A 25404-nucleotide genomic window follows, 5' to 3' on the forward strand; every position below is an offset into this window, starting at 1 on the left:
GGACCGCGTTCGGCGAGGGGGCGCAACGCTGCGGGCGGGCACCATCGGGCCCGCGCCCGGGCGCACCACCGAGCCTCGCCGAGATGCGCGTCGAGCACCCCCACGAACACGCGGCTGATCTGCGCGGGCTTTGGGTGGCGTTTGGGGCGATGGTGCCGGGTGGCCGAATCAGCGGAACGCGAGTTCGCTGTTGCGGATCTCGCCGCCGGTGTCCAAGGTGAGGGTGTCCAGGGTGGGTGCGCGGTTCAGGATGTAGGCGGCCATGAGGCGGCCGAGGTCGTGATCCTCACGCGCCAGCGCCGAGAGCAGCTTGTCGCCGACGATCCGTATCCGATCCTCCAGCCCAGGCCGCTCCACCCACTCGCGGCCCATCTGCCAGCCCTTGTCCATGTCGCGGTCGAGACGGTCGAAGAGCTCGGTGGCATCCTGGACCAGCGCCTCGGGCACGTTGAGGGTGTAGAGGTCTTCGTCGATGATAACCTTCAGTTCCACGGCGTTCGCTCCCTTCGCGCGGCGCGGCCGCATGCGCGGGATGAGCATAACAGCCGCGGGGACAGGGAAGAACCCGCGCGGTGCCCCGCGGGAGCGTGCGCAGCGCGTCGGCGATCGTGAGCGTGACGCATCGAGCCCCGCCCGGGCGCCGGTCCGTGGGCGAGGCTGGAGCGGATGGTCGTAACGTAGGACACTTGCCCGCAGCCGGTCGCTGCGTGAGAAGAGGTGGTGCGGTGTCGGACGCCTGCTTGCTGTACTGGCTCGCCTGCGCAGGCGGGAAAAGCGCCGTCGGGATCACCAACGGTTTCGTGAAGCGCGGCAAGGCCCATCAAGCCGGCCACGGGGAACGCTCCATGCGCGCGTTTCGTCCCACGCAAGTGATGGGGGGGCAGCCGTTCTCCGATCGCAGGACGGCGAGGCGGGCGGCGCGACGCCTGCAAGTCCAGATGCCGGCCGGCAAACGGGCGTGGGCACGGCAGTATCCCTTCCCCGTGCCCGCCGGCGCACCAGGCTGAGGCGGCGCCATGCGCGGATTCGTGCCCCCCGATCCGGACACCACCGTCTCCGACACGCGGTTTGCGGTGTTGTACATGCCGGGGCGGGCGCGCACCCGCTTCCCCGCCGGCTGTGTGGAACTGATGGCGTCCGCCGACGCGGCGCGCGCCGCGGCCGATCCTGCGGCCAAACGCTACGCGGCCCGCGTGCTCGGTCCGTCCAAATCCTCCGAGGGCCAGTACATTTACTACCTGCTGGAGTGGCTGGAGCCGGACGCTCCTTGAGGGGCGGCCCGCGCTAGCGGGCGTCGGCATCCTGGCGCGCCTCATCCACGCTCCACCCGAAGGCGCAGTCGAGTTCCTTGCGCACCGCGAGGATGCCCTGGAGGTCGTCCTCGACCATCACCGCCACCGGGGTGCGCCCGTTGAGGTGGCGGTTGGCGCGGTTCATCCAGATCGGCCCCATTTGAGGATTCTGCGGGTAGCTGGTACGCAGGGCGTCGGCAATGCCCACCAGGTGTTCGATGCGCTCGTTGACGCCGGGGTCGTCCGGCAGCGGCTCACCCTCGAAATGCCGACGCATGCTCCGGGCGCGCGTGCCCGCCGGCATGCCGAGCAGCCGGACCTGGTCGTTCAGGCTGAGCCCCCAATTGCCGAGCAGTGTCACGATCAGGGTTGCCAGGTGGCCGCGATCTTGCGGGCTCATGGCGTCCATGGCGTCACCTCCATCTGGTTCCGGGTGCGGGCGTGTCGTGTTAAAGCTACTCGCCCGGCCGCGCCGTGTCACGGTGGGGCTGCGCGCGCCGGGCTCCCGGTCGGCGCCAGGCTGCGCGGGCCGGCGCTCGAGGTGGGTCGTGGGTGAAAGCGCCGGGGTGGTACCCTTCTTCCCGGTGCCGGCGGGCCGGCGCGCACCGGCGGACCTAGCGGTTCCGCGCGCGCAACGGCGCGCGGTGCGCGCTCTTAGAGGGGGAAGTTGCCATGCTGACACGGCGCCAATACCTGAAGCTCATGCTGATCGCCGGCTCGGCGTCGGCGGTCAAGCCTGGCCTGCTGTGGGGGATGCCGCCGCGGCCGACGCCGATTACCCGGCCGATTCCCTCCAGCGGCGAGCGGATCCCGGTCGTGGGTCTGGGCAGCTCGGCGACCTTCGCGCAGGTGGCGCGCAGCGAAGACGTGACGGCCTTGAGCGAGGTGGTGAATGCGCTGGTCGCCCACGGCGGCGCGGTGTTCGACACCGCTCCGGGCTACGGCGCCTCGGAGGCGGTCGCCGGGCGCATCGCCGAGCAGCTCGGCCTCACCGACGAGATCTTCTGGGCCACCAAGCTGAACGTCGCGCCGCGCGGCGGCGGCAAGGCCGACCCCGAGGCGGCCTGGGCGCAGATCGAGGACTCGTTCGCGCGCCTCAAGACGCCGGTGATCGATTTGATTCAGGTGCACAACGTGGGGGATCTCGCCACCCAGTTGCCGATCCTCAAGGAGCTCAAGGCCGCGGGACGGGTGCGCTACATCGGCGTCACCACCACCTTCGAGGATCAGTACGCCCAGTTGATCGACGTCATGCGCCGCGAGCCGCTGGACTTCATCGGCACCGATTACGCGGTGGACAACCGGCACGCCGAGGAGATCATTTTGCCGCTCGCCGCGGAGCGCGGCATCGGCGTGCTGGTGTACGCCCCGTTCGGGCGCACGCGGCTGTGGGAGCGCGTGCGCGGCCGGGAGTTGCCCGATTGGGCGGCGGAGTTCGATGCCCACTCCTGGGCGCAGTTCTTCCTCAAGTTCGTCATCGCGCATCCCGCGGTGACCGCCGCCACGCCGGCCACCAGCCGCGTTCGCCACATGATCGACAACATGGGCGCCGCGCGCGGGCGGCTGCCCGATGCCGCCATGCGCCGCCGCATGGTGGAGTACATCGCGCGGCTGTAGGGGCGGCACGCCCGGCTGGCCGGTATGTCGGCTGCTATGCTCTGAGGCGCCCGGTCGGCCGGTCGCGACAGCCCGCGCGTGATGCGCGAAGGCGTGTCGGGCGGCTGCGCCGGCTGGTGCCCTACGTCGTTCAGCACGGAGGCCGATCGATCATGAAAGCGCGCGCCGCAGTGGCTTGGGCTCCCAAGCAACCCCTGTCGATCGAAGAGATCGATGTCGAAGGTCCCAAGGAAGGCGAGGTCCTGTTGAAGGTGGTCGCCTCCGGCGTCTGCCACACCGATGCCTTCACCTTGTCGGGCGAGGACCCCGAGGGCGCCTTCCCCTGCGTGCTAGGCCACGAGGGCGGCTGCGAGGTGGTCGAGTGCGGGCCCGGGGTGAAGACCCTGCAGCCCGGCGATCACGTCATTCCGCTCTACATCCCCGAGTGCGGCCAGTGCGAGTACTGCCGCTCGCCCAAGACCAACCTCTGCCAGTCCATCGCCGCCACGGTGTGGACCGGCTACATGCCGGACCGCACCCGCCGCTTCTCGAAGAACGGCGAGGCGATCTACCACTACATGGGCTGTTCGACCTTCGCCGAATACACCGTGGTGCCGGAGATCGCACTCGCGAAGATCAACAAGGCCGCGCCGCTCGACAAGGTCTGCCTGCTCGGCTGCGGCGTGACGACCGGCATCGGCGCGGTGCTGAACACCGCCAAGGTCGAGCCGGGTTCCACCGTCGCGGTGTTCGGCCTGGGCGGCATTGGGCTATCGGTCATCCAGGGCGCGGTGATGGCCAAGGCGAGCCGCATCATCGGCGTCGACATCAACCCCGACAAGTTCGAGATGGCCAAGGCGCTCGGCGCCACCGACTTCATCAATCCCAAGGCGCTGAGCGGCACGGTGAAGGAGGCGGTTGTCGAGCTGACCAACGGCGGCGTCGACTACTCCTTCGAGTGTATCGGCAATGTGGACGTGATGCGCGAGGCGCTGGAGTGCTGTCACATGGGCTGGGGCCTGTCGACCATCATCGGCGTGGCCGGCCAGGGGCAGGAGATCCGCACGCGCCCGTTCCAACTCGTCACCGGCCGCACCTGGAAGGGCTCGGCCTTCGGCGGGGTGAAGGGCCGCACGGAGCTGCCCGGTTATGTGGATCGCTACATGAACGGCCAGATCGAGATCGACCGCCTGGTCACGCACACCATGGGGCTGGAGGACATCAACACCGCCTTCGATCTGATGCATCAAGGCAAGAGCATCCGCTCCGTGATCATCTTCTGAGGGCGCCGTGACGGAGAGGCCCTCGATGCAGAGAATCGAGACCATCAAGGAATTCGGCGGCTGGTTGTCGCGCTACCGCCACGCCTCCGAGGCTTGTGCCTGCGACATGACCTTCTCGGTGTACCTGCCGCCGCAGGCGAGCCACGGCGAAGTACCCGCGGTGTACTGGCTGTCGGGCCTGACCTGCACCGACGACAACTTCCGCGTGAAGGCCGGCGCGCAGCGCTATGCGGCCGAGCTGGGACTGGCCCTCATCATTCCCGACACCAGTCCGCGCGGGGCGGACGTGCCGGACGTGCCCGAGCGCTACGACCTGGGGCAGGGCGCGGGCTTTTACGTCAACGCGACCGAACCGCCTTGGTCGCAGCATTACCACATGTACGACTACGTCATCCGTGAACTGCCGGCGCTGGTCGAGGAGCACCTGCCGCTGTTGCCCGAGGTGCGTTCGATCAGCGGACATTCGATGGGCGGGCACGGGGCGCTTGTCTGCGCGCTGAAGGCGCCGGGACGCTATCGCTCCGTTTCTGCCTTCGCGCCGATCTGCAACCCCAGCGTGAGTCCGTGGGGCGAAGCGTGCTTCGCCGCCTATCTTGGCGACGATCGCGCGCGTTGGGCCGCGTATGACGCGACGGAGCTGATTCGCGCCGGGGCGGAGCTGCCGCCGCACCTGATCGATCAGGGCACCGCCGACGAGTTTCTGGCCGAGCAGCTCTATCCGCAGAACCTGGAAGCGGTCTGCGCGGCGCGCGGCATCGCCTTGAACCTGCGCATGCAGGAGGACTACGACCACAGCTACCACTTCATCGCGAGCTTCATCGGCGAACACCTCGCCTTGCACGCGCGCGCCCTGGCCGCGCGCTGACCGCGGCCGCCGCTCAGCGCGCCAAGCCCGGCCAGTCCGCCATGGCTACGCTGGCGCGCACCACGTGCATGCCGGCCTCGGCAAAGCGGCGAAACGCCCGGTCGGCGTCCTCGGTGTAGTCGACCACGCCGGGTATCACCACCGGCGTGGTGCAGTCCTCGAGCAGGTACACGCGACGGGCGAGCTCCCGGTCTTGTTCCTCGATGCCGCTCAGCAGGTCGGCGATGGTCCAGGCGACGCAGTGGCTTTTGGCCTGCCCCGCGATCACCACCGCGTCGAAGCTCAGCAGCTCGTCCACCATGGCGTGATCCTTCTCGGCGATGGCGCGCCCGTCGGGACCGTCCAGCACCTCGGGCCCGAGCACCGAGTAGTGCTCGGTGAGCGGGTTGCTGCCTTTGACATGAAAATGCGGCTGGCTCATGCGCGCCATGCCGTGAAAAAACACCGCCTCCTCCACCAGCGACGCGAGCGCGTGGCCGATGCCGCCGAGCATGCCGTGGTAGGGCCACACGGTGAGCGCGTACTTGCCGCTGGCGGCCAGTTGCTCGGCGTAATGTTGCAAGTGACGCTGCGCGTAGCTCGGGGTCAGCCCGAGCGCCTCGGCGGCGTCGGGATTGATGCGCCAGCGCCCCTGTTGCACGTCGTCGACGGAGACGAGGGTGTAGGGCGGCGGCGGTTCGCCCGCCGCGTCGGTTAGAAACGCGGCGTGGAAGATCTGCACCGTCTGGTGGGTGTCCATGGTCGGCACGATGCGGGTGATGTGGGGCAGGTTGCGGTAGATGAACTCCGCCAGCCGGCGGGTGTCGTCCACCGCGCCGGTGCCCGAGCGCCCGCCGACGTACAACTCGAAGCCCGGCGCGCAAAAGGTGTTCTGCACGTCGACCAGCACCAGGGCGATGCGGGTGTGGTCCTCGGTGGCGCGCGCAACGGCGTGCTGCGCGGCCCAGGCGCGCGCCTCCCGCGCGCGCTCCTCGTAGGGCACACGCCACACCTCGCCGGCGCGCCGCGCATCGAAGTGCGCGGGCAGCGGTAGTTCTGCAAAGGGCGATCTCTGGGTCACGGGCATGCCCTCCGATGGCATGGCCGAGCGGGGCTGCAGCCCCGCTCGGTCTCGGCCGTCATGACGGCGGCACATCCCTGTGCCGCGGGAGGACCTGGATAACGCTTTGTCAGCGCTCTCAGGCCAGGCGCGCCGCGCACCGGATCAGCGCGGCGCGTCGTGATCAAAGTCTGGCAGACCTCGATCACGCGGCATACCTGTCGCGCCTACTCATCGAAGCCTGCGGTAGCGCGGCTCGCACGCCGGCCGCCACGCTGTACGCGCTGCGCCTTACGCGCGTCGCTTGCGCAAAAAGATCAGCACGCAGTGCTCCTCGGCCGTGAGTCCCGAGGACGGGCGGCGCCGCGCGGGGTGGGGCAGGTGATGGAACAACACGCCCGCCTCGTAGGCCTCGAGCAGGTCGGGGTGTATGTAGTGGCGACGGCACACGGCGGGCGTGTTGGCGAGCTGTTCCGCCACCGCTTTCACCGCCTCGGCCAGGTTGCTCTTCACGCGCTTCGGGTTGTCCGCGTGCAGCCGGCGCAGCGCCTCGGCAGCGGCCACGGTGCCCGACCAGGTGCGAAAGTCCTTGGCCGAGAAATCGTCTCCCATGGTCGCGCGCAGATAGTCGTTGACGTCGGTCGAGCTCACCACGCACGGCTCGCCGGACGCGTCGAGGTACTGGAACAGCTCCTGACCGGGCAGCTCCTGGCAGCGGCGCACGATGCGGGCGAGGCGCCGGTCCTGCAGGCTGAGGTCGAACACCTTGCCGCTTTTGCCGCGGAAGTGAAACGCGATGGTCGCGCCGCTGACGTCCACGTGCGGGTCACGCAGCGTGGTGAGCCCGAAGGAGGCGTTCTCCCGCGCGTACTCCGCATTGCCGACGCGGATGGCGGTCGCCTCCAACAGGCGCACCACCGCGGCGATGACCTTCTCGCGTGGCAGGCCGGGGCCGGCGAGGTCGGCCTCCATGCGTGCGCGCACCGCAGGCAACGCCTCCGCGAACGCCACCAGGCGCTCGAACTTGGTCGCGTTGCGCACCTCCGACCAGCGCGCGTGGTAGCGGTACTGCTTGCGACCCTTGGCATCGCGGCCGGTGGCCTGCAGGTGCCCGCAGGGATCGGCGCAAATCCAGACCTCGGTCCAGGCGGGCGGGATGGCCAAGGCGCGTATGCGTTCCAGGGTCTCGGTATCGGCCACCTTGTTGCCGCGCGCGTCGCGGTAGGTGTAGCCGCGCCCGCAGCGCACGCGCACGATGCCGGCCTCGCGGTCGCAGACGTAGCGCAATCCGGCCCCGCTCGGCAGCGGCGGGTTCAGGTCGGCGGAGGGTGTCGGCGGCGGAGTTCCGGAGGGCACGGGGGCGATCCTTGGTCGATGCCTGGGTGCGCGGGCGCCGAAGGGGACCGCGCGATGCAAGCTGACGCGCGCGCTAATCCTTAGCGTAGTCCGCCCACCGTGCATAACCATTGCGCCCCCGACGCCGCGGTTCTCGGCGCCACCTCGACCAGCCACGGCGCAAGCCCTCCTTCAGGAGCGGGTGCGTGATACCGGTCACGCTTCGCCCGCAGGGGCCTCACTTATGATGGGACGAGTGCACGCGCCGCTGGGTGACGCGTTGCCGACCAGGAGAAGAACATGATCAAAAAACAATTACTGCAGGCGGCGTTGCTGGCCGGACTGGTGGCCCCGGGTCTGGCCTTGGCGGGGAACACCACCGAGGCGGCGATCGGCGGTGCCATCGGCGGCGCGGCGGGTGCCGCCGTCGGTTACGAGATGGGCGGGCGTGACGGCGCCATCGTGGGTGGCGCGATCGGCGGTGCCGCCGGCGCGGCGATCGGCAGCAAGGCCGGGTCCTCGTCCTCGCCCGCGACGGTGGTCAAGCCCGACGGTGGGCACGGGCATGAGCACGGGCATGAGCACAAGCACAAGCATCATGGCCACGGCCACCCGCACGGGCACCCACCGGGGCTGGCCAAGCAGGGCAAGGTGCCGCCCGGCCACCGCTAGGGAAGCTCTGATCAATTCAAGGCTTCCCGCGGCACAGGGATGTGCCGCCGTCATCGACGGCTGCAAGTCATTGATCACGGAGCTAAGTGGAAATCGAGGATGGATTTCTGGGTCCTTCCCTGTGGGAACGGTATTCAGAGGCTCCGTCCGACACGAGGACGTGCCGCCCGTTTCAACCGCGTCGCGGTGGCTGAGATAAAAACGAGACTCGCTGCTTCGCGTTGTGTATTAGTCCCCTCCGCCATCGAATTCTCTCGCCACTGCTTCACGACCCAGCGCGGATCTCCTCGGCGACCGCCGCGCGGGCGGTCAGGGGCCGCGAGCGCGAGATGGGCACCGGCATGGGAGAAGGCGGTGGCGCGGCCGATGCCGGCTGCGGCGCCGGTCTTTCGGGCGATAAGCTCGACTCTTTGCCCGGTGAACTGTCTGTTTCAGGCTCCGTTGATCTTGTTCTCGCCATGACGGGCCGTAAACCGCGCGCCGGGGTCCTAGTGGTGACCGGTGTGCATCGGCTGGTTCTACTACTCTCAAGGGGAATCAACCCTTAGGAGAAGTGACATGAAGCGCATGGCAGCGGGACTGGCGTTGGCGTTGCTGATGGGGGGTTGTGCGGGCCCGGAGCCCGAGCCAACCGTGGCGGACGAGATGCGGGCACGGGCCGGCATTGCGAGCGATTTCGCCGAGCAGTGGGAAGCGGCCAGGGTGCTGGTCGGCGAAGGGGAAGCGCAGATGGCGCACGGCGAGCAGCAACTCAAAGAGGCACGCGAGGCGCGTGCCGCGGCGGAGCGGCTCGAACGGGAAGGCAACCAGAATGTCGCCGATGGCCGGAACAAGCTGGCCCACGGTCAGGCAGAGATGGAGCGCGTCGAGCGCGAATACAAGCAATCGCTGCCACAGTCGCTGACGGCCCCCTGAGGCCGGCCCGCGCGGGCCGGCCGCTTCAGGCTTGCCGCCGCTTGCGCAGGCGAGTACCGCGTGCTCCTCGGGTGCGCGTCCGGCCAGGTCCTCGCGCGGGCGTAGCGAAATCGGGCCGGTCCGTGAACGGTTCCTCGGCTTCGTACTGCCCGAGCCGTTCCGGGCGAATGTAGGGGCGGCGGCTAACGGTGGAGGTGTTGCTCAACCGGGCCGCAACCGCGTTCACCGCCTGAGCGATGTTCGCCTTGGTTCTGCGCCGGGTGCTCCGCATGCCGACGCCCTTGCGTAGAGGCCGGCGAGGGTGCCGGCCCAGCCGCGACAAAACTGGCCGAGAAGCCTCCGCGCATTCCGGCGTGCAGGTGCTGTCCCGGGAGGTTCTGGCAGCGGCGTACCGGGCGCCCAAGGTGCCGGCCCTGCGGATCCATCGCGGACCACCCCGTTAGTAAGGGACCGCCAAGCGGTCCAGTTCCTCTTTCGAAATGTCGCGCCAGCGCTTCAGCGTCCAGGCCTCGTCGCCGCCCACCCATGCCTTGAACGTGGCGAGATTCTGTTGCCGTTCCGCCTCGTCATCACCCAAGTGCTCGTACATGTTGCCCGGCTCGCCGTCGTCCCGGTTGCGGCCGTCGTCCAGCCGCCGCATCAACGCGCCGGTGTCGGGCCAGCCGACGAACATGATGAGGTCGGCGTAGCTGTCCATGCGCGGGCCCTGCCCCAAGGCGACGAAGCGCTCCTCGTCTTGTTCGAACTCGCCGAGGTAAGGGCTCTTGGCGCCGTGGCAGGCGGCGCAGCGCGCTTCCCACAACGGCGCGACGTGCGTGCGGTAGGTGATTTCGTCCGCGGCGGCCGGCAGCGCCAGGGCGCCGACGGTGAGGATGATCCAGCGTGGCAGGGCCATGGTGTTCCTCCGGATGGCGACCGTCTCTTCCAGCGACTAACTCTAGCCGGAGCAGGGGCAGGGCGCGCCGGCCATCGCCGGCGCCACTAACGAGGCGAGCTCAGGCGCTCGACTGCAATTCGTACGCGTCGGCCGGGTCGCTCTCGGGGCGCGGCTTACGTTGCAACATGAAAGGGCGCGTATGGCACGCCAAAATGCGGTGTTTGGCCGCCTCGTAATCCTCGCCGCTCAGGGCTTCGGCCTCTACCGCACGTCGGTGTTCGGCGAGTTCGGCGGCAAGAAACCGCTGCGGATCCGCGGGCAACCGGGCCAGGGCCTGCTCGATGCCATGGCCCAGCGCGGCGACAAACGCCTGGTACTCGTTCTTGTCGGGATGGTTCTCCACCAGCGCCACCAGCGGCGCCCGGCCATGGCGCGTGCGGAACAGGGCCCGGCGCGCGTAGCGCCGCCACGCCATCCAGCCCGCGGCCAGCGCGCTCGCGGCGACCGTGGAGAGCAGGGCGGCCAGCTCCCAGATGGTCTGGGTCAGTCCGAATCCCTCGCGCCAGGCGAGCAACGCGAAGGCGCCGAGCGCCGCCAGGGTCACGAGCATGTAGTTGATCGGCACATGCAGCTGCCGGTCGGGTACCGGCTCGATGAAGCCGAGGTCCAGGTAGAAGGTCGTGCCGGAACGCCGCCCGCGCCGTTCCAGCTTGAGGACGTTGTTGTCGAAGAGGCTGAGGCGCTGGTAGCCGGGCACGTGGTGATGGGTCTGCTCCAGCGAGGCGATGATCCGGCGCCCCGCGCGCGCGCGCGCCTTCGGGGGGTCACTCTCGGTGCCGCTCAGGCTGATGGTCTCGATCTTGAAGTCCATAGACGGTCTCTTTCCGCTTGCGACTTGCATCCCAATCCTTGCGGCGGTTCGCGTCAACCGTCGGCGAATCGATTTGTGCGACATAGCACAAATATCGTGCGCCCGCGGGGGCTTACCCTGCCGGCGAGGGGCGCGTGCCGGGCGGCGCGCGCTAGCGCCGACATCCTGTAGGATCGTCCGGGGAGAGGGCGCGTTGGGGGGGCGCGTATGCCGATGAGGGGATGGCGATGCAGCGGTGGGTGAAACCGCTCGAGTTGCAGCTCATGCTGGGGCTGCTCGGGCTGATCGTCGTGCTGCTGTGGGCGGCGCGGGCGCTGCCGGCGCTGGGTACCGGCTATGTGGTGGCGCTGTGGGTGCTGCTTGGAGTGCCGATGTTGGCGATCCTGTTTCGCCGGCGGCGGGCGGTGCGCCGCGCGTGGCTGGCGGTCTACTTGCGCGAGGACAGTCCCTGGCAGTGGCGCTTGCGCGGCGGCGGGCTGATGCTGCTCGGTCAGGTCTTCGTGGCCGCCGCCCTTTCCTTGGCCTTGCTCCTGTCCTTGGCGCGCGGCGTGCCGAGTGCGAGTTGGATCGTGCTGGTGCTGTTCGTGCCGGTATGGGTCCTGGGCTGGCGGGTGCTGCAGCGCTATCTCGCCGTTCACGCCGCGCCGCGCCTCCTGCCGATGGCGACCGGGGGCGCGCTGCGCCGCGTGGCGGGCGTCGCGCTATTGCTGGTGCTGGCGAGTTGGGCGCTGTGGCAGCCCTACGCCGACCTCGGCCGCGTCACGCTGTATGAGGCGGTGCAGTTTTACGCCGCCCGCCAGCAGGCGGAGAGCGGCCTGCTGCAGCACGCCCTGGAAGTGACGGCCGCGTTGGACGGCGCGCGCCATTGGCTCGCGCAGCACTGGCTGGAGGGCCTGCCGGGAACCGCCCTGCAGGTCGTCGCTTGGCTACTGGTACTGGTGCAGGAGTGGCTGTTCGTATGGCCCTACCTGCTGCTCAGTCAGGCCCTGACTCATGTAGTCTATCGACATGGCTATCGCGAGTTCGACACAACCGCCCCCGCCGGCCCCTGACGCCAACCGGCATACCCTGCGCTACCTGCTGGCGGTGGTAGCGGTGATGGGCGTGCTGCTGTGGACGCTTGCCGCGGAAGAGCCGTGGGACTGGCTGGCGCCCGAGCGCGTCGCGGTCGAGCTCGACCGCCAGGTGTATCTGGTCCCCGAGCCCCAGCTGGAGCGTCTGGCGCGTGCCCGCCCGGCTTGGCTGTCGGAGGCCGAGGCGCAGGCGCTCGATCGCATCGAACAGGGCATCGACCAGGAGCTCGATGCCCTGTTCGCGCGCGTGCATGCGCGGGTGCCGACGTTTGCCGACTGGTACTACTCGGCGCCGGGGGTCGGGGTGCGCTTTTTGGCAGCCATGCCGTACCCGCGCGACACAGGCGACAAGCTGGCCGAGGCGGTCACGGTGCGTCTGTTTCCGCCGGATGCCTGGCCGCGTGAACTGGACGCGCTGGAGCGCGCCCTCAGCGCCCGCTACAGCGCGGAGTTCTCCGCCCTGGAACGCCGTTGGCTGGCTTGGCTGGCGCAGGAGCTGGCGCCTTATCGCCAGCAGGGGCCGCTGCCCGAGGGGCAGCAGGCGATCGACGTGAACCAGCGCCTGCACGCGCAGTTGACCGAGAGCCTTGGGGCCGATCCGGTCGCGGTGCAGGTCGGTGCCGGGGTCGGCGCGGGGGCGTTGCTTGCCCGCGGTGCGATCGCCCGCGCCAATGCCCGGGCGGCCAGCGGGCGGGCCGCCGCCCGCCTTGCGAGCCGCGGCACCGCCGCGAGCGGCAGCGCCGCCTGCGCGGGCACCGGGCCGCTCGCGATCGGCTGCGGCGTGGCGGTGTTCACGACGGTGACGCTGGTGACCGAATGGGGCCTGCTGCGGGCCGACGAGGCGCTGAACCGGCCCGACCTGGAGCAGGCCCTGCATGCGAGCGTGGAGGCCCTGCACGAGACGTTGCGCGACGAGTATGCGCGGGAGTTCGTGGCGGCCTTCGCGTCCAACCTGGACACCCTGCGCGACGGCGTGCAAACCAGTCTGCGGCCGATTGATCGCATCCGGGGCGTACAGGGACCGGGGCCCGCGGGGGACATCTGACATGCCTGCGCGGCGGTGATCCGCGCGCACCGCGTGCGTCGATAAGGAGGAGCGGCAGTCGTGGACGCCTTCATGCAGGCCGCGCTGGACGAGGCGCGGCGCGGGGCCGAGGAGGGTGGCATTCCGATCGGCTCGGTACTGGTGCACGCGGGGCGCATCATCGGGCGCGGGCACAACCGCCGCATCCAGGCGGGCAGCGTGATCCGTCACGGCGAAATGGACGCCTTGGAGAACGCCGGGCGGCTACCGGCCGCGGTCTACCGCGCCAGCGTGCTCTACACCACACTGTCGCCCTGCGCCATGTGCAGCGGCGCCATTCTTCTCTACGGCATCCCCAAGGTCGTGATCGGCGAGCACCGCAGCTTCCGCGGTGAAGAGGATTGGCTGCGCGCCCGCGGCGTGGCGCTGGAAGTCCTGGACGCCCAGCCCTGCGTCGACGTGATGCACGCCTTCATCGCCAGCCATCCCCAGCTGTGGAACGAGGACATCGGCGAGCCCGACTGAGACAAGGCATGCGCCCGCAGGTGGCGGATGATCCACATGGAAGGCGCGCTGCGGCTTGACTAGGCTCCATGCGATACGCCGACGTGCCGGCGCTTAGGGGGCTCATCATGAAACAGGCATTCGCAGCGGGCGCCGGGGCCTGCCTGGTGTTGGCGACGACGCCGGCGCTGGCCCTGGACCGAGGGGACTGGTTGCTCCGCTGGGGGCCGACCTGGGTGCTGCCGAACGACGACAGCGGCGAGGTGCGACCGCTGGGCGTCGAAGGCGTCTCGGTCGACGACGCAGCGGCGTTCGGTATCAGCCTCACCTACATGATGAGCCCCCACCTCGGCCTCGAATTGTTGGCCGCCACACCCTTCAGGCACGACATCAACAGCAGCGGCGACTTGGCCGGCGTGGTACCCGGTCGCATCGGCACGACCAAGCATCTGCCCCCGACGCTCTCGCTCCAGTACCACTTTCCCACCCCCGGCAACTGGCGGCCCTACGTCGGCGCCGGTATCAACTACACCTATTTCTTCGACAGCGAGACCCGTGGCGAGCTGCGCGACGCGGGTTACGACCGCCTGAGCCTGGACGACTCATGGGGATGGTCGGTGCAGGCGGGGCTGGACGTGGACCTGGGCGAGCGCTGGTTCCTCGGCGCGACCGCGTACTACATGGCCATCGACACCACCGCCACGGCGAGCGGCGGACCGGGAGATCTCACGGTGGACGTGGACATCGACCCGTGGGTACTGAAGATCGGCGCCGGTCGGCGCTTCTGACACGCCGGCCCGCGAGTCGCCGGCTCCACCCGGCTCCTGCTAGCGCCCGGCCATAAAGCGTGCATAATGCGGAATATTAGAATACGCTTATGAACCGTAGGGCTATTCGGCGGTCTCACCATCGACCGCTGCACGCCCTGGAGCGCTAGGACTTCGATCGGTGTCGAACACCCGCCATCTCGTGTGGATCGTCGCGATGCTGAGCATCGCCCTGCTGTTGGCCCTCGGCTTCAAGGGGCGGGTCTTGCTCGCCCCGCAGCAGGCCGGCGTCTTGGCGCCGCTGGACCCCGACTGCGATCTGCACAGCGCCCCGTGTAGCACGCCGCTGCCCTACGGCGGCACCCTCGAACTGTCCCTCGCTCCCCGTCCCATCGAGATGCTGCAGCCGCTCGCGCTGGAGGTGCGCCTGCAGGGCGTACAGCCCGCGGCGGTCGCCGTCGATTTCAGCGGGGTGGAGATGTTCATGGGCTACAACCGCGTGCCTCTGACCGAGAGGGCACCGGGATTCTATGCGGGAACGGGCATGTTGCCGGTGTGCGTGACCGAGCGCATGACCTGGGAAGTGCAGGTGCTGTTGGAGACGGCGCAGGGCCCGGTCGCGGCGCCGTTCCGGTTCGAGACCACGCGCCGCTGAGCGTTCAAGGGGAGGGAGAGATAGATGCTGACAGGAGCCCGGAAGCAAGGTGCCCTGCTCGTGCTGGCCGTGGCGCTGGCGGTCGCACTGGTCTGGGTGCTGGTGGTGTGGGAACCCGCCGCCGAGCCGCCGGCGAGCCATGCGCAACTCGATGTCGCGGGTGTGCCCGCCGGCGGTGATTTCACCCTGCGTACCGCCGACGGTCCGCTCGCGCTGCAGGCCCTGCGTGGCCAAGTCGTCCTGATCTACTTCGGCTACACCTACTGCCCCGACGTCTGCCCGACTTCGCTCGCCTTCATGTCGCAAGGCTTGAGCTTGCTCGCGCCCGAGGAGTCGGCGCAGGTAACGGGCGTGTTCATCAGCGTCGACCCCGCGCGCGACACGCCCGAGCGCCTCGCGACCTATGCCGGCTACTTTCACCCACGCATCCTGGGCGCGAGCGACACGCCGGAGGTCATCGACGAGGTGGCGCGCCGCTACGGCGCGGCCTACCAGATCCACGAGGGCGACTCCGCCACCGGCTACCTCGTCGACCACACCTCGTACACCTACGTGGTCGCGCCCGACGGTCGCCTGCGCGAGGTGCTTGCGCACGGCACGCCGCCGGATGCGGTGGCCGCGGCGGTGCGCGCCGCACTGGCGGGCGGCGACGCCTGATTCCCTGACCAAACCCGAAAGGAACCGATATGAAGACCCTATTGCGTCCCCTGTTGACCGTGCTGCTGGTGGCGGCCGCCGTACCCGCGCTGGCCGCCGGTGCGGCCGACGACGTCGAGGTGCTGGACCCCTATGTGCGCGCGATGCCCCCCGGGCAACCCAACACGGCCGCCTTCATGGTGCTGGAGAACCGCGGCGATAGCGCGCATGCGGTGGTGGAGGCCGCCAGCCCGGTGTCGAAGATCGTGGAGCTGCACACCCACATTCACGACGGCGGCATGATGCGCATGCGCCAAGTCGAGCGGTTCGACATCGAGGCGGGCGGGCGCACGCTCCTGCAGCCCGGCGGCCTGCACATCATGCTGATCGAGCTCCACGAGGTGCTGGAGCCCGGCACCGAGGTGCCCGTGACGCTCACCTTCGAGGACGGGAGTGAGAAGACGGTGCAGGCGCCGGTGCGCCACATCGCCCAGCCGATGATGCGCGGCCACTGACGCCTGCGCTGCAGGGAGTGGGCTGTGGCGTCTACGCTTGAGGGAGTGAGGTTGTGCGGTCGGCTCGGACCGCACGGCTGGGTCTTTCTTTGCGGACGCCCGGAGGCACGCCATGCTGTTTCGCCAACTCCTGGAGCCGGACTCCAGTACCTACACCTACCTGCTGTCCTGTACCGAGACCGGCGCCACCGCCCTGATCGACCCGGTGCTCGACACCGTGGATCGCGACCTCAAGGTGTTGGATGAACTGGGGCTCAAGCTCAGCTACACCATCGACACCCATATCCACGCCGATCACCTGACCGGCGCGCACCGCCTGCGCGAGCGCACCGGTTGCAAGGTGGTCTACCCGGCGATCGAGAAGCCCGATTGCGCCGATATCGGCCTGGAGGACGGCCAGGAGTTCCGCATCGGCAACATCCCGCTGCACGCGCTGCACACACCGGGCCATACCGCGCATCACTTCATGTACCTGGTCGATACCGGGACCCACAAGATGCTGTTCAGCGGCGACACCCTGTTGATCGAGGCCTGCGGGCGTACCGACTTCCAGTCGGGCGATGCCGAGGCCTTGTACCGCAGCATTCACGAGAAGGTGTTCAGCCTGCCGGACGAGACCTTGATCTATCCCGGCCACGACTACGAGGGGCGCTTCGTCACCACGGTGGCGCAGGAGAAGGCGCGTAATCCCCGCCTCGGACAGGGCAAGTCGCTGGAGGAGTTCGTCGCCATCATGGACGGCCTCGACCTGCCCTACCCGCGCAAGATCGACTTCGCGGTGCCGGGCAATCAGCGCTGCGGTATCTGCCCGCCGAATGTGCCGGAGGAGTATCGCGCGCCCTGCGAGCAGCACGATCAAGGTTGACCGTGCCAGTGACCAAACCGGGAGGGGACGATCATGAACCGGGACACCAAGCGCCTGTTCGCCGCCGTCGCGGCCCTTGCTCTGGCGGCGGCTCCCGCCGCCACACTGCATGCGGCGCCGGAGGCCGCCGATACGGCCACAGCGGACCGCGGCATGTTGCACGCGCAGGTGCCGATGCACGAGGGCGAGATGCCCATGCACGGGGGCGGGCGCGCCACGGTTGAAGGCACCCTGCAGGCGGTCGACAGGGAGGCGGGGCTGGTTACGGTAGTTCATGGTCCGGTGCCGGAGTTCGACTGGCCGGCCATGACCATGGACTTTCCGGTCGCGGACATGGCCGTGTTCGAGGAACTCGACGAGGGCCAGGCGGTGCGTATGGAGGTGCTGATGCAGCCCGACGGCAGCTTCAACGTCACGGACGCTGAACCGGTCGACTGAGGTAGCGGATCGACGCGAAGTACCACCGGTGCCGGTAGCGCGTCGATGCCGAACCTCTCCATGACGCGGCGGGCGATCAAGCCCGGCTTGATAACGACAGCGAACCGCCGACGGATCGGCGACGCCGGCGCTTCGATCCTGATTCTGTGGCTCTGGACGGCGCTGACCGGCTGCGCCGTGATGCGCGAGCCGACGCCGACGGTCGATGAGTTTCTCGCGCGTGCGGTGGACCCGGGCGTGGAGACCCTCGCTTACGAGGCGCAGGGCAGCGGCACGCCCATCGTGTTGATCCACGGGCTGGGCGCGAGCCGTTACACGTGGCGCCATCTGGCAGAGCCGTTGGCGCGGCGCGGTCAGGTGATCGCGCTCGACCTGAAGGGATCGGGCGACTCGCCCAAGCCGCGCGACGACGCCTACTCGGTGTACGACCAGGCGGCATTGGTGTTGGACGTGCTCGCGCGCCTCGACCTGGGGGAGGTGATCCTGGTCGGGCACTCGTTCGGCGGGGGTGTGGCCCTGGCGACGGCCCTGCGCCTGCAGCAGGAAGACCGGCTCGCGGCCCTGATCCTGATCGGCAGCACCGGCTACGAACAGCCGCTGCCGGTCTTCATCCAGCTGCTGAAGACGCCCTTGGTTGCCCCCCTGGGGATGCGGCTGTTGCCCGCGCGCATGCAGGTGCGGGCCATTATGAACCGCGCGTTCCACGACAACGATCTTGTCAGCGATGCGGCCGTGGACGAGTATGCGGCCACGTTGCAGAGCACGGCGGGGCGGCACGCCTTGCTCCGCACCGCGCGCCAGATCATACCGAGTGACCTCGACACGCTGCCCGCGCGCTACGCCAGCATCGAGGCGCCCGTGCTGCTGCTGTGGGGGCGCGAGGATCGCATCGTTCCGCTGGAAGTCGGTCGACAGCTGCACGAGGCGCTGCCCCACGCCCGCTTGGTGATCCTCGACGCGATCGGTCACATGCCGCAGGAGGAGGCGCCCGCCGCCACGCTGATGCACGTCTTTCGTTTTCTGGACGAGGAGCGGCTGGGGCGATAGCGCTGACGCCTTCGCGTGCGCCGTCGCCGCGCCGTAGCCCTATTGGTCCAACAACTCGATCACCGCTTTGGCGGCCGCCGCGCTCGATTGCGGGTTCTGCCCGGTGATCAGCTTGCCGTCCACGACCACGTGCTCGGCCCAATCGGGCGCGGGCTCGAAGCGCGCGCCGAGTTCGCGCAGGCGTGTCTCGAGTAGGAAGGGCATGCGCTGGTCGAGCTCGACGGCGCGCTCCTCGGCGTCGGTGAACGCGGTGATCTTGCGCCCGCGCACCAGCGGCGTGCCGTCGGGCAGGGTGGCGTCGACCAGCGCCGCCGGACCGTGGCAGACGGAGGCGACCACCTTGTCCGCCGCCGCGAACTGCGCGACCACGCGCCCGACGGTGGGGTTGGGCAGGTCGTACATGGTGCCGTGCCCGCCGGGGAAGAACACCGCGTCGTAGGCGGCGGGGTCGAGTTCGGCGAGCGGCCGGGTGTCGCGCAGCGCATCCAGCGCCGCCCGGGCCTCGGGCGCGTCGGGATCCTCAGGCGCGCTCTTGGGGTCGATCGGCGCCGCCCCGCCGCGCGGGCTGGCCACCGTGACGCGGTAGCCGCGCTCGCGGAACAGCCGATACGGCGCGGCGAATTCCTCGAACCACAGCCCGGTCGGGTGGCTGTCGTCGATGCGGTCATGGGTGGTGACCACCATCAGTAGGGATTTGGGTTCGCTCATCGGTTTGGCTCCTGCCTGGCATTCGATCAAAGCTTAGGTGTGTCGCCCTCGCGCTGCGCTGTCGATTGCGCGCGACCTCGTGCGACATCCTGTCAGGTGCGCACCAACCGGAGGAAACGTCATGCCCAGCACACGCATCTCGCCCTGTCTCTGGTTCGACGATCAGGCGCAGGAGGCCGCCGCCTTCTACGTCGGCATCTTCCCGAACGCCCGCCTCCTCGCCACCACGCACTATGGCGAGGCCGGCCAGGAGATCCACGGCCGCCCGCCCGGCTCGGTGATGACCGTCGAGTTCGAGCTCGACGGTACGCGCTTCACCGCGCTGAACGGCGGCCCGCAGGCGTTCGCCTTCAACATGGCGGTGTCGTTCGAGGTCCACTGCGCCACGCAGGAGGAGGTGGACCATTACTGGGCGCGCCTCGGCGAGGGCGGCGACCCGCAGGCGCAGCAGTGCGGCTGGCTGACGGACAAGTACGGCGTGTCCTGGCAGGTGGTGCCGGAGGGGATGACCGAGTTGTTGACCGGCGACCCGCAGCGCGCTGAACGCGTGATGAGCGCCCTGCTGCAGATGAAGAAGCTCGACATTGCGGCCCTGGAGCGTGCCGCCGCCGGATAAGGCGGCGCGTTTTGAGTGCTCCAGGGCGGGCACCGCCACAAGCCCCTTGACCTTCCCATGGTGGGAAGCTCTACGGTTGCTCCCATGCCGGACAACAACGGGAGAACCAACATGGCTACCAACAAGCTAGGGGATTACCGGGCCGTCCCTGCGGTGACGCGCGCCAAGGGCGGGGCACAGACCCGCACCTTTGCTATCGAGGGCATGTCGTGCGCCTCGTGCGTCGGGCGCGTCGAGCAGGCGATTCGGGGCGTGCCCGGCGTCGCGGCCGCGTCGGTGAATCTTGCCACCGAGCGGGCGCAGGTGACCTTCGAGCGGCCCGGGGCGGGGCTGGCCGCGGTGGTGCACGCCGTGGAGGCGGCGGGCTATGCGGTGGGCACCGACGCGCTGGAGCTGGCCGTGCGGGGCATGAGCTGCGCCTCCTGCGTGGGCGGCATCGAAAAGGCGCTGAGCGCGGTGCCGGGGGTGGTGTCCGCCAGCGTCAATCTGGCCACCGGCAGGGCGCGCGTGCGCGTCATCGCGGGCGTGGTCGGCGTCGAGGCGCTGGTCGCCGCCGTGGAAGCGGCCGGCTATGAGGCGGAGCCGGTGGGCGATGCCGCCGGGCAACCCGATCGGGAGCGCGCGGCCCGCACCCGGGAACTGCGCCGCCTCAAACGTTCGGTGGCGATCGCGCTGGCGCTGACCATCCCGATCTTCGTGCTCGACATGGGCGCGCACGTCATCGCGCCGTTCCACCACTGGCAGGTGCAGACCCTCGGCCAGCAGAACCTCTACTACCTGTTCTTCGTGCTGGCGAGCATCGTGCAGTTCGGGCCGGGCTGGCGCTTCTACGTGAAGGGCGCGCCGGCGCTGGCGCGGGGGGCGCCCGACATGAACTCGCTGGTGATGCTGGGCACCTCGGCCGCCTGGGGTTATTCGGTGGTGGCGACCTTCCTGCCGGGCATCCTGCCGGCGGGCTCGGTGCACGTGTACTTCGAGGCCTCGGCGGTGATCGTCACGCTGATCCTGGTCGGCCGCTACCTGGAGGCGCTGGCCAAGGGCCGCACCAGCGAGGCGATCACGCGGCTGATGAACCTGCAGGCCAAAACCGCGCGGGTGATCCGCGAGGGCGAGGAACGCGACCTCGCGGTCGCGGAGGTGCGCGTGGGCGACACGGTGTTGGTGCGCCCGGGCGAGAAGGTGCCGGTCGATGGGGAGGTCGTGAGCGGCAGCTCCTACATCGACGAGTCCATGATCACCGGCGAGCCGGTGCCTGTCGCCAAGGCCGCCGGCGCCCAGGTGGTTGGTGGCACCATCAACAAGTCCGGCAGCCTGACGCTGCGCACCACCCGCGTGGGCGCCGACACGCTGCTCGCGCAGATCGTGCGCCTGGTGGAACAGGCGCAGGGCTCGAAGCTGCCGATCCAGGCCCTGGTGGATCGGGTCACCGCGGTATTCGTGCCGGCGGTGATGGCGCTCGCGGCGCTCACCTTCGGGGTGTGGTTGCTGTTCGGGCCGGCACCGGCGATGACCTTCGCGCTGGTGAATGCCGTGGCGGTGCTGATCATCGCCTGCCCCTGCGCGATGGGGCTCGCGACGCCGACCTCGATCATGGTCGGCACCGGCCGGGCGGCCGAGCTGGGCGTACTGTTCCGTAAGGGCGAGGCGCTGCAGACCCTGCGCGATGCTCGCATCATCGCGTTGGACAAGACCGGCACCCTCACCAAGGGGCGGCCGGAACTGACCGACCTCGCCACCACCGACGGCTACGACGCGCAGGCGGTGCTGGCGCTGGTGGCCGCCGTGGAACGGCACTCCGAACACCCCATCGCCGAGGCGATCGTGGACGCGGCGCGCCGGGATGGCGCGGCGCTGGCCGAGGCGCAGGGGTTCGCGGCCGAGCCCGGATTCGGCGTCGCGGCGCACGTCGCCGGGCGCCGGGTCGAGGTGGGCGCGGACCGCTACATGGCCAAGCTAGGTCTCGACGTGGGGGCGTTCGCATCGACGGCGGCGCGGCTCGGCGACGAGGGCAAGTCCCCGCTCTACGCCGCCGTCGACGGCCGCCTCGCCGCGGTCATCGCGGTGGCCGATCCGATCAAGCCGACCACGGCCGCCGCCATCGCCGCCCTGCACGCCGAGGGCCTGCGGGTGGCGATGATCACCGGCGACAACGCCCGCACCGCGCAGGCCATCGCGCGGCGGCTCGGCATCGACGAGGTGGTGGCCGAGGTGCTGCCCGAGGGCAAGGTCGCCGCGGTCAAGGGCCTGCAGCAGGGCGGGCGCCGGGTGGCCTTCGTGGGCGACGGGATCAACGACGCGCCCGCGCTCGCCCAGGCCGACGTGGGCATCGCCATCGGCACGGGCACCGATATCGCCATCGAGGCGGCGGAGGTGATCCTCATGTCGGGGGACCTGCGCAACGTGCCGAACGCCATCGCGCTGTCCAAGGCGACCCTGCGCAACATCAAGCAGAACCTGTTCTGGGCGTTCGCCTACAACACCAGCCTGATCCCGGTGGCGGCCGGCGTGCTGTACCCGGCGCTCGGCATCCTGCTCTCGCCCGCGCTCGCGGCGGGGGCCATGGCCGCCTCCAGCGTCTGCGTGGTGGGCAACGCGCTGCGGCTGCGGCGCTTCCAGGCGCCGGTGGCGGCCGAGGTCGGCCGCACGGCTTCCCACGAACTCGTGCCCGTCCGCGTGGCGCAGGCCGAATGAGGGCGGGGCGGTGGCGTAGGATGGATCCAACGATGTACTTGAGGTCCCCGCACGGCCCCGCCGCCTCCAGGCGGGGCGACGGACCGGGAGGGCGAAATGACGACCATAGGCGATGCGGCTAAGGCGAGCGGTGTGACCGCCAAGATGATCCGCTACTACGAGAGCATCGGCCTGCTACGGCCGGCGACGCGCACCGACGCGGGCTATCGCACCTACTCGGCGCGCGACCTGCACAATCTGCGTTTCATCAAGCGTGCCCGCACCCTCGGGTTCTCCATGGAGCGTATCCAGCAGCTGCTGAGCCTATGGCAGGAGCGCGGCCGTTCGAGCGCGGAGGTCAAGCGCATCGCGCTGGCGCACATTGCCGAACTCGAGGCCAAGATCGCGGAGTTAAGCGCCATGCGCGATACCCTGCAGGAGCTGGCCGAGCACTGCCACGGCGACCATCGGCCGGAGTGTCCGATCCTGGACGATCTGGCGACGGAGTAGGCGAACGATGCAGCCCCCCGGTCGGGGGGTTGACTAGAACGAACGCTCGTTCTAGTCTGGGGCCATGGACGCCAAAGTCAAACACGTCACCGCGCAGAGCACCGGCACCCCGGAGCTGGTGCTGACCACCGCGCTGCGCCTGTTCACCGAGCACGGCTACTTCAATACCTCGGTGCACGACATCGGCCGCGCCGCGGGCGTCAGCATCGGTTCGATCTATCACCACTTCAAGGACAAGGAGGGCATCGCCAAGGCCCTCTACGACCAACTCGTGGCGCGCATGGGGGCGGCACTGGACGCGATCGAGGCCGAGCACACGACCACCCATGACCGCTGCCGGGCGGTGGTGGCGCTGCTGTTGGACATCGCCACGGCCGAACCACAGGTGATGGCCTACATGCTGCGCGCGCAGCACCAGGAATTCATCTCGGGCGGCTCGCCGGTGTGCTCCTCCAAGCCCTTTGCCCAGATGCGCGCCATGGTGCGCACCGGCATGGCGCGCGGTGAGGTGCGCGAGATGGAGCCGGTGGTGGCCGCCAGCGCGCTGTTCGGCGGCCCGCTGCGCATGGTGTCGCTGCATCTGGACGGGCTGCTCGAGCGCCCGCTGAAGGATTATCTGGACCCGCTGTGGGAGGCGGCCTGGCGCGCGGTCGCGGCCTAGCCGTTTTTTTTCGCCAACGACTAGAACGAACGTTCGTTCTAAGGAGGCTCGCATGAAGTCCATGGCCATCGTCGTGCGCGACGACGCGTACGACAAGATCCTCACCCCGCTCGCCTTCGCCTATCTGCAGGCGGCGGAGGGCACCGAGGTCCACATGCTGTTCGTGAACTGGGCGGTGCGCGCGCTCACCGAGACGGGGGCGCGGGAGTTGAAGGTCGACGGGCAGCACGCCGGTCAGGACGCGTGGGTGCGCGCCCAGGTCGCCAAGGCCGGGCTGCCGCCGGACATCTACGACGTGTAGAAGGCGCTCAAGGAGACGGACAACGTGAATTTCTACGGCTGCAGCCTGGCGGCGCAGATCTTCGGCGTAGATCAGAACAATCTGATCCCGGAGGCTGAGGGCATCGTCGGCGCCTCGTGGTTCCTGAACGAGAAGGCCGCGCGGGCCGACCACTACCAGTACTTCTAGACGCAAAGGAGGCTCGCCATGCTGCCCTACAAGCCCGACCAGATCCTCGATACCTCCGGTAAGTGCTGCCCCATGCCCATCGTGGAGACCAACCTGGCCATGCGAACGCTGACTGCCGGCAAGGTGCTGCACATCATCGCCACCGACCCCGGCACCCGCACCGACATCCCTTCCTGGTGCACGCGCACCGGCCATGCGCTGCTGGGGCAGAGCCAGGAGGGCGAGGTGCTGCACTACTTCATTCGCAAGCACGGATGAGCGCGGTGGCCGAGCAGACCGATCCCTTGTGCCGGGGCTGCGTGTACCACCAGCCCAACCTGCCCCCCGCGGCCTACGCCCCGGTGGATTGGCAGGCCCTGCAGGCGCTCGCCTGCGCGTATGACTGCGTGCCGGGCGATGCGCTTTGCCGCGTGACGCGCAAGACGCACTGCAATCTGCTGGACCTGAGAGACGGACAACCAAAGGAGAACCTGAGATGCAAAGGCTGACGCGGTACACCTTCGTCCTGTTGATGTTGTGGTTCGCGGCGGCCGCCGCGCAGGGCGCATCTATCAACGATGCGGCTGCCCTGCAGGACCTAAAAGTGGGCAAGGGCGTATTCCTGGTGGATATCGGTGAGCCGCAGAAGCTGGCCTTCTACCTGGAGGTGATCCGCGGCACGCACGCGAATATGCGCGATCAGGGGGTGGAGCCGGACTTCGTCCTGGTCTACATCGGCCCGAGCGTGCCCTATCTCACCACCGAGCCCACCGACGAGGTGGCGTTCGACCATGCCAACGCCCTGCAGGCCATAGCCGAGCACGTGGCGGCCCTCGATGAACTGGGGGTGCGCCAGGAGATCTGCGACGTGGCCACGCGCGCCTTCGGGGTGGACAACGAGACCGTGCTGCCCGCCTTGAAGGTCGTGCGCGACGGCTTCATTTCGCTCGTCGGCTACCAAGCGCAGGGCTACCACCTGGTGCCGGTGTTCTGAGCGCGGCGGGCGGGCGCGCCCTGGGCCTGCGGTCGGAGCGCCCGCAGCGCCGCTGCACATCCGGCGCGGGTGGCGCGCCGCCCGCTTAGCGCGCCGGCGCTTGCGTCATGCGCCCGCGGAAGGTGCTGTGGCAGGCGACACAGCCCTGCATGACCTGCGCGTGATAGCGCAGCACGCCGTCCATGTCGGTGGCGCGGGCCGCCTCCGCAATTCGCTCGGCGCCTTCGTGCACGGCGTGGTCGTACGCGCGGAAGCGCTCCACGTCGGGGCCCACCGCCGCCATCACGCGGCGCCGGTCCTGGTCCGCGGGTTTCGGGTGATCGGCCACCGCCTCGGCCGCCTCGGCCATGGCCGGGAAGTCCTCCATGAAGATCGCCTGGCTGAGCCGCTGCATGTCCGCCGCGAGGCCCTGCATCACCGCTTGGAAGCTCGGGCGCTCGGCGGCCGCCGCGCTCGCCGTCCACAACGCGCCCGCCAGCACCGACGCCATGACTAATCCGCTACGCATCGTTAGATCTCCTCTCGTGG

At 69.4% G+C, this 25404-nt stretch carries 31 protein-coding genes and 1 pseudogene; 24 read left to right on the plus strand and 8 right to left on the minus strand.

Annotation, left to right across the window (positions count from 1 at the left end):
* Positions 1-168: 168 nt before the first annotated feature.
* The gene (locus tag HUS23_08865; GenBank protein ID QKT03920.1) at positions 169-492 is read right to left on the minus strand and encodes a hypothetical protein; all 324 of its coding nucleotides are present in this window, start codon (positions 490-492) and stop codon (positions 169-171) included.
* 524 nt (positions 493-1016) lie between these two features.
* Between HUS23_08865 and HUS23_08870 the strand changes: the two genes are divergently transcribed.
* Complete coding sequence (locus HUS23_08870) at positions 1017-1271, plus strand: hypothetical protein (GenBank protein ID QKT03921.1); 255 nt, start codon at positions 1017-1019, stop codon at positions 1269-1271.
* Positions 1272-1284: 13 nt separating this feature from the next.
* Here HUS23_08870 and HUS23_08875 read toward each other — a convergent pair whose 3' ends face one another.
* A complete protein-coding gene (locus HUS23_08875; protein ID QKT03922.1) occupies positions 1285-1701 on the minus strand; it encodes a DUF2384 domain-containing protein in 417 nt (138 codons plus the stop codon).
* A 263-nt stretch (positions 1702-1964) separates the two neighbouring features.
* On the opposite strand from HUS23_08875, the gene HUS23_08880 reads away from it, so the two are divergent.
* The 3 genes from HUS23_08880 to fghA all read left to right on the plus strand — a co-directional run bounded on the left by HUS23_08880 (position 1965) and on the right by fghA (position 5036).
* Positions 1965-2909 carry an aldo/keto reductase gene (locus HUS23_08880; GenBank protein QKT03923.1) on the plus strand — a complete coding sequence of 315 codons (945 nt, stop codon included), beginning with the start codon at positions 1965-1967 and terminating at the stop codon, positions 2907-2909.
* A gap of 152 nt (positions 2910-3061) precedes the next feature.
* On the plus strand, positions 3062-4171 hold the full coding sequence (locus tag HUS23_08885) for an S-(hydroxymethyl)glutathione dehydrogenase/class III alcohol dehydrogenase (protein ID QKT03924.1): 1110 nt from the start codon (positions 3062-3064) through the stop codon (positions 4169-4171).
* A gap of 25 nt (positions 4172-4196) precedes the next feature.
* Positions 4197-5036: an S-formylglutathione hydrolase gene (gene fghA, locus HUS23_08890; protein QKT03925.1), complete on the plus strand. Its 840-nt coding sequence runs from the start codon at positions 4197-4199 to the stop codon at positions 5034-5036.
* Between the two features lie 13 nt (positions 5037-5049).
* Here fghA and HUS23_08895 read toward each other — a convergent pair whose 3' ends face one another.
* Positions 5050-6102, minus strand: a complete 1053-nt coding sequence (locus HUS23_08895) for an isochorismatase (protein ID QKT03926.1) — start codon at positions 6100-6102, stop codon at positions 5050-5052.
* Between the two features lie 264 nt (positions 6103-6366).
* Positions 6367-7536, minus strand: a complete 1170-nt coding sequence (locus HUS23_08900; protein ID QKT05023.1) for a DNA topoisomerase IB — start codon at positions 7534-7536, stop codon at positions 6367-6369.
* A 174-nt stretch (positions 7537-7710) separates the two neighbouring features.
* Here HUS23_08900 and HUS23_08905 point away from each other — a divergent pair, with 174 nt between their 5' ends.
* The gene (locus HUS23_08905) at positions 7711-8082 is read left to right on the plus strand and encodes a hypothetical protein (protein ID QKT03927.1); all 372 of its coding nucleotides are present in this window, start codon (positions 7711-7713) and stop codon (positions 8080-8082) included.
* A gap of 558 nt (positions 8083-8640) precedes the next feature.
* The gene (locus HUS23_08910; GenBank protein ID QKT03928.1) at positions 8641-8997 is read left to right on the plus strand and encodes a hypothetical protein; all 357 of its coding nucleotides are present in this window, start codon (positions 8641-8643) and stop codon (positions 8995-8997) included.
* Between the two features lie 439 nt (positions 8998-9436).
* Here the strand turns inward: HUS23_08910 and HUS23_08915 are convergent, their stop codons facing one another.
* Both HUS23_08915 and HUS23_08920 read right to left on the minus strand, forming a co-directional pair.
* Positions 9437-9892, minus strand: coding sequence for a cytochrome C (locus HUS23_08915; protein ID QKT03929.1), 456 nt, complete (start codon positions 9890-9892; stop codon positions 9437-9439).
* 100 nt (positions 9893-9992) lie between these two features.
* The gene (locus HUS23_08920; protein ID QKT03930.1) at positions 9993-10745 is read right to left on the minus strand and encodes a hypothetical protein; all 753 of its coding nucleotides are present in this window, start codon (positions 10743-10745) and stop codon (positions 9993-9995) included.
* A 221-nt stretch (positions 10746-10966) separates the two neighbouring features.
* Between HUS23_08920 and HUS23_08925 the strand changes: the two genes are divergently transcribed.
* The 10 genes from HUS23_08925 to HUS23_08970 all read left to right on the plus strand — a co-directional run bounded on the left by HUS23_08925 (position 10967) and on the right by HUS23_08970 (position 18269).
* A complete protein-coding gene (locus tag HUS23_08925; protein ID QKT03931.1) occupies positions 10967-11797 on the plus strand; it encodes a hypothetical protein in 831 nt (276 codons plus the stop codon).
* A gap of 46 nt (positions 11798-11843) precedes the next feature.
* Positions 11844-12863 carry a hypothetical protein gene (locus HUS23_08930; GenBank protein QKT05024.1) on the plus strand — a complete coding sequence of 340 codons (1020 nt, stop codon included), beginning with the start codon at positions 11844-11846 and terminating at the stop codon, positions 12861-12863.
* Positions 12864-12923: 60 nt separating this feature from the next.
* The gene (locus HUS23_08935) at positions 12924-13367 is read left to right on the plus strand and encodes a nucleoside deaminase (protein QKT03932.1); all 444 of its coding nucleotides are present in this window, start codon (positions 12924-12926) and stop codon (positions 13365-13367) included.
* 107 nt (positions 13368-13474) lie between these two features.
* The gene (locus tag HUS23_08940; GenBank protein ID QKT03933.1) at positions 13475-14134 is read left to right on the plus strand and encodes an outer membrane beta-barrel protein; all 660 of its coding nucleotides are present in this window, start codon (positions 13475-13477) and stop codon (positions 14132-14134) included.
* A 160-nt stretch (positions 14135-14294) separates the two neighbouring features.
* Positions 14295-14768, plus strand: a complete 474-nt coding sequence (locus HUS23_08945; protein ID QKT03934.1) for a hypothetical protein — start codon at positions 14295-14297, stop codon at positions 14766-14768.
* A gap of 24 nt (positions 14769-14792) precedes the next feature.
* A complete protein-coding gene (locus HUS23_08950) occupies positions 14793-15425 on the plus strand; it encodes an SCO family protein (GenBank protein QKT03935.1) in 633 nt (210 codons plus the stop codon).
* A 29-nt stretch (positions 15426-15454) separates the two neighbouring features.
* Positions 15455-15919: a copper chaperone PCu(A)C gene (locus HUS23_08955; GenBank protein ID QKT03936.1), complete on the plus strand. Its 465-nt coding sequence runs from the start codon at positions 15455-15457 to the stop codon at positions 15917-15919.
* A 112-nt stretch (positions 15920-16031) separates the two neighbouring features.
* Positions 16032-16784, plus strand: coding sequence for an MBL fold metallo-hydrolase (locus HUS23_08960; GenBank protein QKT03937.1), 753 nt, complete (start codon positions 16032-16034; stop codon positions 16782-16784).
* A 33-nt stretch (positions 16785-16817) separates the two neighbouring features.
* Positions 16818-17222 carry a copper-binding protein gene (locus HUS23_08965; protein ID QKT03938.1) on the plus strand — a complete coding sequence of 135 codons (405 nt, stop codon included), beginning with the start codon at positions 16818-16820 and terminating at the stop codon, positions 17220-17222.
* 45 nt (positions 17223-17267) lie between these two features.
* Positions 17268-18269 (plus strand): alpha/beta hydrolase, encoded by a 1002-nt coding sequence (locus tag HUS23_08970; protein QKT03939.1) that lies wholly within the window; start codon positions 17268-17270, stop codon positions 18267-18269.
* 39 nt (positions 18270-18308) lie between these two features.
* Here HUS23_08970 and HUS23_08975 read toward each other — a convergent pair whose 3' ends face one another.
* Entirely contained in the window at positions 18309-18977 is a 669-nt protein-coding gene (locus tag HUS23_08975; protein QKT03940.1) for a type 1 glutamine amidotransferase domain-containing protein, read from the minus strand.
* Positions 18978-19098: 121 nt separating this feature from the next.
* Between HUS23_08975 and HUS23_08980 the strand changes: the two genes are divergently transcribed.
* The 8 genes and pseudogenes from HUS23_08980 (at position 19099) to HUS23_09015 (ending at position 24876) form a co-directional block, all read left to right on the plus strand.
* The gene (locus tag HUS23_08980; protein ID QKT03941.1) at positions 19099-19593 is read left to right on the plus strand and encodes a VOC family protein; all 495 of its coding nucleotides are present in this window, start codon (positions 19099-19101) and stop codon (positions 19591-19593) included.
* Between the two features lie 111 nt (positions 19594-19704).
* Positions 19705-22284 (plus strand): copper-translocating P-type ATPase, encoded by a 2580-nt coding sequence (locus tag HUS23_08985; protein QKT03942.1) that lies wholly within the window; start codon positions 19705-19707, stop codon positions 22282-22284.
* A gap of 96 nt (positions 22285-22380) precedes the next feature.
* Positions 22381-22773, plus strand: coding sequence for a Cu(I)-responsive transcriptional regulator (cueR, locus tag HUS23_08990; protein QKT03943.1), 393 nt, complete (start codon positions 22381-22383; stop codon positions 22771-22773).
* Between the two features lie 64 nt (positions 22774-22837).
* The gene (locus HUS23_08995) at positions 22838-23434 is read left to right on the plus strand and encodes a TetR/AcrR family transcriptional regulator (protein ID QKT03944.1); all 597 of its coding nucleotides are present in this window, start codon (positions 22838-22840) and stop codon (positions 23432-23434) included.
* Between the two features lie 52 nt (positions 23435-23486).
* Positions 23487-23903: pseudogene (locus HUS23_09000) on the plus strand (DsrE family protein).
* Positions 23904-23921: 18 nt separating this feature from the next.
* Complete coding sequence (locus tag HUS23_09005; GenBank protein QKT03945.1) at positions 23922-24161, plus strand: sulfurtransferase TusA family protein; 240 nt, start codon at positions 23922-23924, stop codon at positions 24159-24161.
* Positions 24158-24391: a hypothetical protein gene (locus tag HUS23_09010; GenBank protein ID QKT03946.1), complete on the plus strand. Its 234-nt coding sequence runs from the start codon at positions 24158-24160 to the stop codon at positions 24389-24391. The genes HUS23_09005 and HUS23_09010 overlap by 4 nt, the downstream gene beginning before the upstream one ends.
* Positions 24379-24876, plus strand: a complete 498-nt coding sequence (locus HUS23_09015) for a DsrE family protein (protein QKT03947.1) — start codon at positions 24379-24381, stop codon at positions 24874-24876. Before HUS23_09010 ends, HUS23_09015 begins: the two co-directional genes overlap by 13 nt.
* An 85-nt stretch (positions 24877-24961) precedes the next feature.
* Here the strand turns inward: HUS23_09015 and HUS23_09020 are convergent, their stop codons facing one another.
* On the minus strand, positions 24962-25384 hold the full coding sequence (locus tag HUS23_09020) for a cytochrome c (protein ID QKT03948.1): 423 nt from the start codon (positions 25382-25384) through the stop codon (positions 24962-24964).
* Positions 25385-25404: the final 20 nt, after the last annotated feature.

It is taken from the genome of Ectothiorhodospiraceae bacterium 2226 (assembly GCA_013348725.1).
GTDB lineage: Bacteria > Pseudomonadota > Gammaproteobacteria.

Excerpts from the sequence above, each read along its gene's own strand:
- HUS23_08885 (QKT03924.1), top strand. The coding sequence starts at position 3,062 with ATGAAAGCGCGCGCCGCAGTGGCTTGGGCTCCCAAGCAACCCCTGTCG.
- HUS23_09010 (QKT03946.1), top strand. The coding sequence starts at position 24,158 with ATGAGCGCGGTGGCCGAGCAGACCGATCCCTTGTGCCGGGGCTGCGTG.
- HUS23_08985 (QKT03942.1), top strand. The coding sequence starts at position 19,705 with ATGGCTACCAACAAGCTAGGGGATTACCGGGCCGTCCCTGCGGTGACG.
- HUS23_08870 (QKT03921.1), top strand. The coding sequence starts at position 1,017 with ATGCGCGGATTCGTGCCCCCCGATCCGGACACCACCGTCTCCGACACG.
- HUS23_08900 (QKT05023.1), bottom strand. The coding sequence starts at position 7,536 with ATGCACGGTGGGCGGACTACGCTAAGGATTAGCGCGCGCGTCAGCTTG.
- HUS23_08880 (QKT03923.1), top strand. The coding sequence starts at position 1,965 with ATGCTGACACGGCGCCAATACCTGAAGCTCATGCTGATCGCCGGCTCG.
- cueR (QKT03943.1), top strand. The coding sequence starts at position 22,381 with ATGACGACCATAGGCGATGCGGCTAAGGCGAGCGGTGTGACCGCCAAG.
- HUS23_08915 (QKT03929.1), bottom strand. The coding sequence starts at position 9,892 with ATGGCCCTGCCACGCTGGATCATCCTCACCGTCGGCGCCCTGGCGCTG.
- HUS23_08960 (QKT03937.1), top strand. The coding sequence starts at position 16,032 with ATGCTGTTTCGCCAACTCCTGGAGCCGGACTCCAGTACCTACACCTAC.
- HUS23_08910 (QKT03928.1), top strand. The coding sequence starts at position 8,641 with ATGAAGCGCATGGCAGCGGGACTGGCGTTGGCGTTGCTGATGGGGGGT.
- HUS23_08965 (QKT03938.1), top strand. The coding sequence starts at position 16,818 with ATGAACCGGGACACCAAGCGCCTGTTCGCCGCCGTCGCGGCCCTTGCT.
- HUS23_08905 (QKT03927.1), top strand. The coding sequence starts at position 7,711 with ATGATCAAAAAACAATTACTGCAGGCGGCGTTGCTGGCCGGACTGGTG.
- HUS23_08930 (QKT05024.1), top strand. The coding sequence starts at position 11,844 with ATGGGCGTGCTGCTGTGGACGCTTGCCGCGGAAGAGCCGTGGGACTGG.
- HUS23_08950 (QKT03935.1), top strand. The coding sequence starts at position 14,793 with ATGCTGACAGGAGCCCGGAAGCAAGGTGCCCTGCTCGTGCTGGCCGTG.
- HUS23_08875 (QKT03922.1), bottom strand. The coding sequence starts at position 1,701 with ATGGACGCCATGAGCCCGCAAGATCGCGGCCACCTGGCAACCCTGATC.
- HUS23_09015 (QKT03947.1), top strand. The coding sequence starts at position 24,379 with ATGCAAAGGCTGACGCGGTACACCTTCGTCCTGTTGATGTTGTGGTTC.
- HUS23_09020 (QKT03948.1), bottom strand. The coding sequence starts at position 25,384 with ATGCGTAGCGGATTAGTCATGGCGTCGGTGCTGGCGGGCGCGTTGTGG.
- HUS23_08975 (QKT03940.1), bottom strand. The coding sequence starts at position 18,977 with ATGAGCGAACCCAAATCCCTACTGATGGTGGTCACCACCCATGACCGC.
- HUS23_08955 (QKT03936.1), top strand. The coding sequence starts at position 15,455 with ATGAAGACCCTATTGCGTCCCCTGTTGACCGTGCTGCTGGTGGCGGCC.
- HUS23_08980 (QKT03941.1), top strand. The coding sequence starts at position 19,099 with ATGCCCAGCACACGCATCTCGCCCTGTCTCTGGTTCGACGATCAGGCG.
- HUS23_09005 (QKT03945.1), top strand. The coding sequence starts at position 23,922 with ATGCTGCCCTACAAGCCCGACCAGATCCTCGATACCTCCGGTAAGTGC.
- HUS23_08940 (QKT03933.1), top strand. The coding sequence starts at position 13,475 with ATGAAACAGGCATTCGCAGCGGGCGCCGGGGCCTGCCTGGTGTTGGCG.
- fghA (QKT03925.1), top strand. The coding sequence starts at position 4,197 with ATGCAGAGAATCGAGACCATCAAGGAATTCGGCGGCTGGTTGTCGCGC.
- HUS23_08970 (QKT03939.1), top strand. The coding sequence starts at position 17,268 with ATGCCGAACCTCTCCATGACGCGGCGGGCGATCAAGCCCGGCTTGATA.
- HUS23_08925 (QKT03931.1), top strand. The coding sequence starts at position 10,967 with ATGGCGATGCAGCGGTGGGTGAAACCGCTCGAGTTGCAGCTCATGCTG.
- HUS23_08920 (QKT03930.1), bottom strand. The coding sequence starts at position 10,745 with ATGGACTTCAAGATCGAGACCATCAGCCTGAGCGGCACCGAGAGTGAC.
- HUS23_08995 (QKT03944.1), top strand. The coding sequence starts at position 22,838 with ATGGACGCCAAAGTCAAACACGTCACCGCGCAGAGCACCGGCACCCCG.
- HUS23_08895 (QKT03926.1), bottom strand. The coding sequence starts at position 6,102 with ATGCCCGTGACCCAGAGATCGCCCTTTGCAGAACTACCGCTGCCCGCG.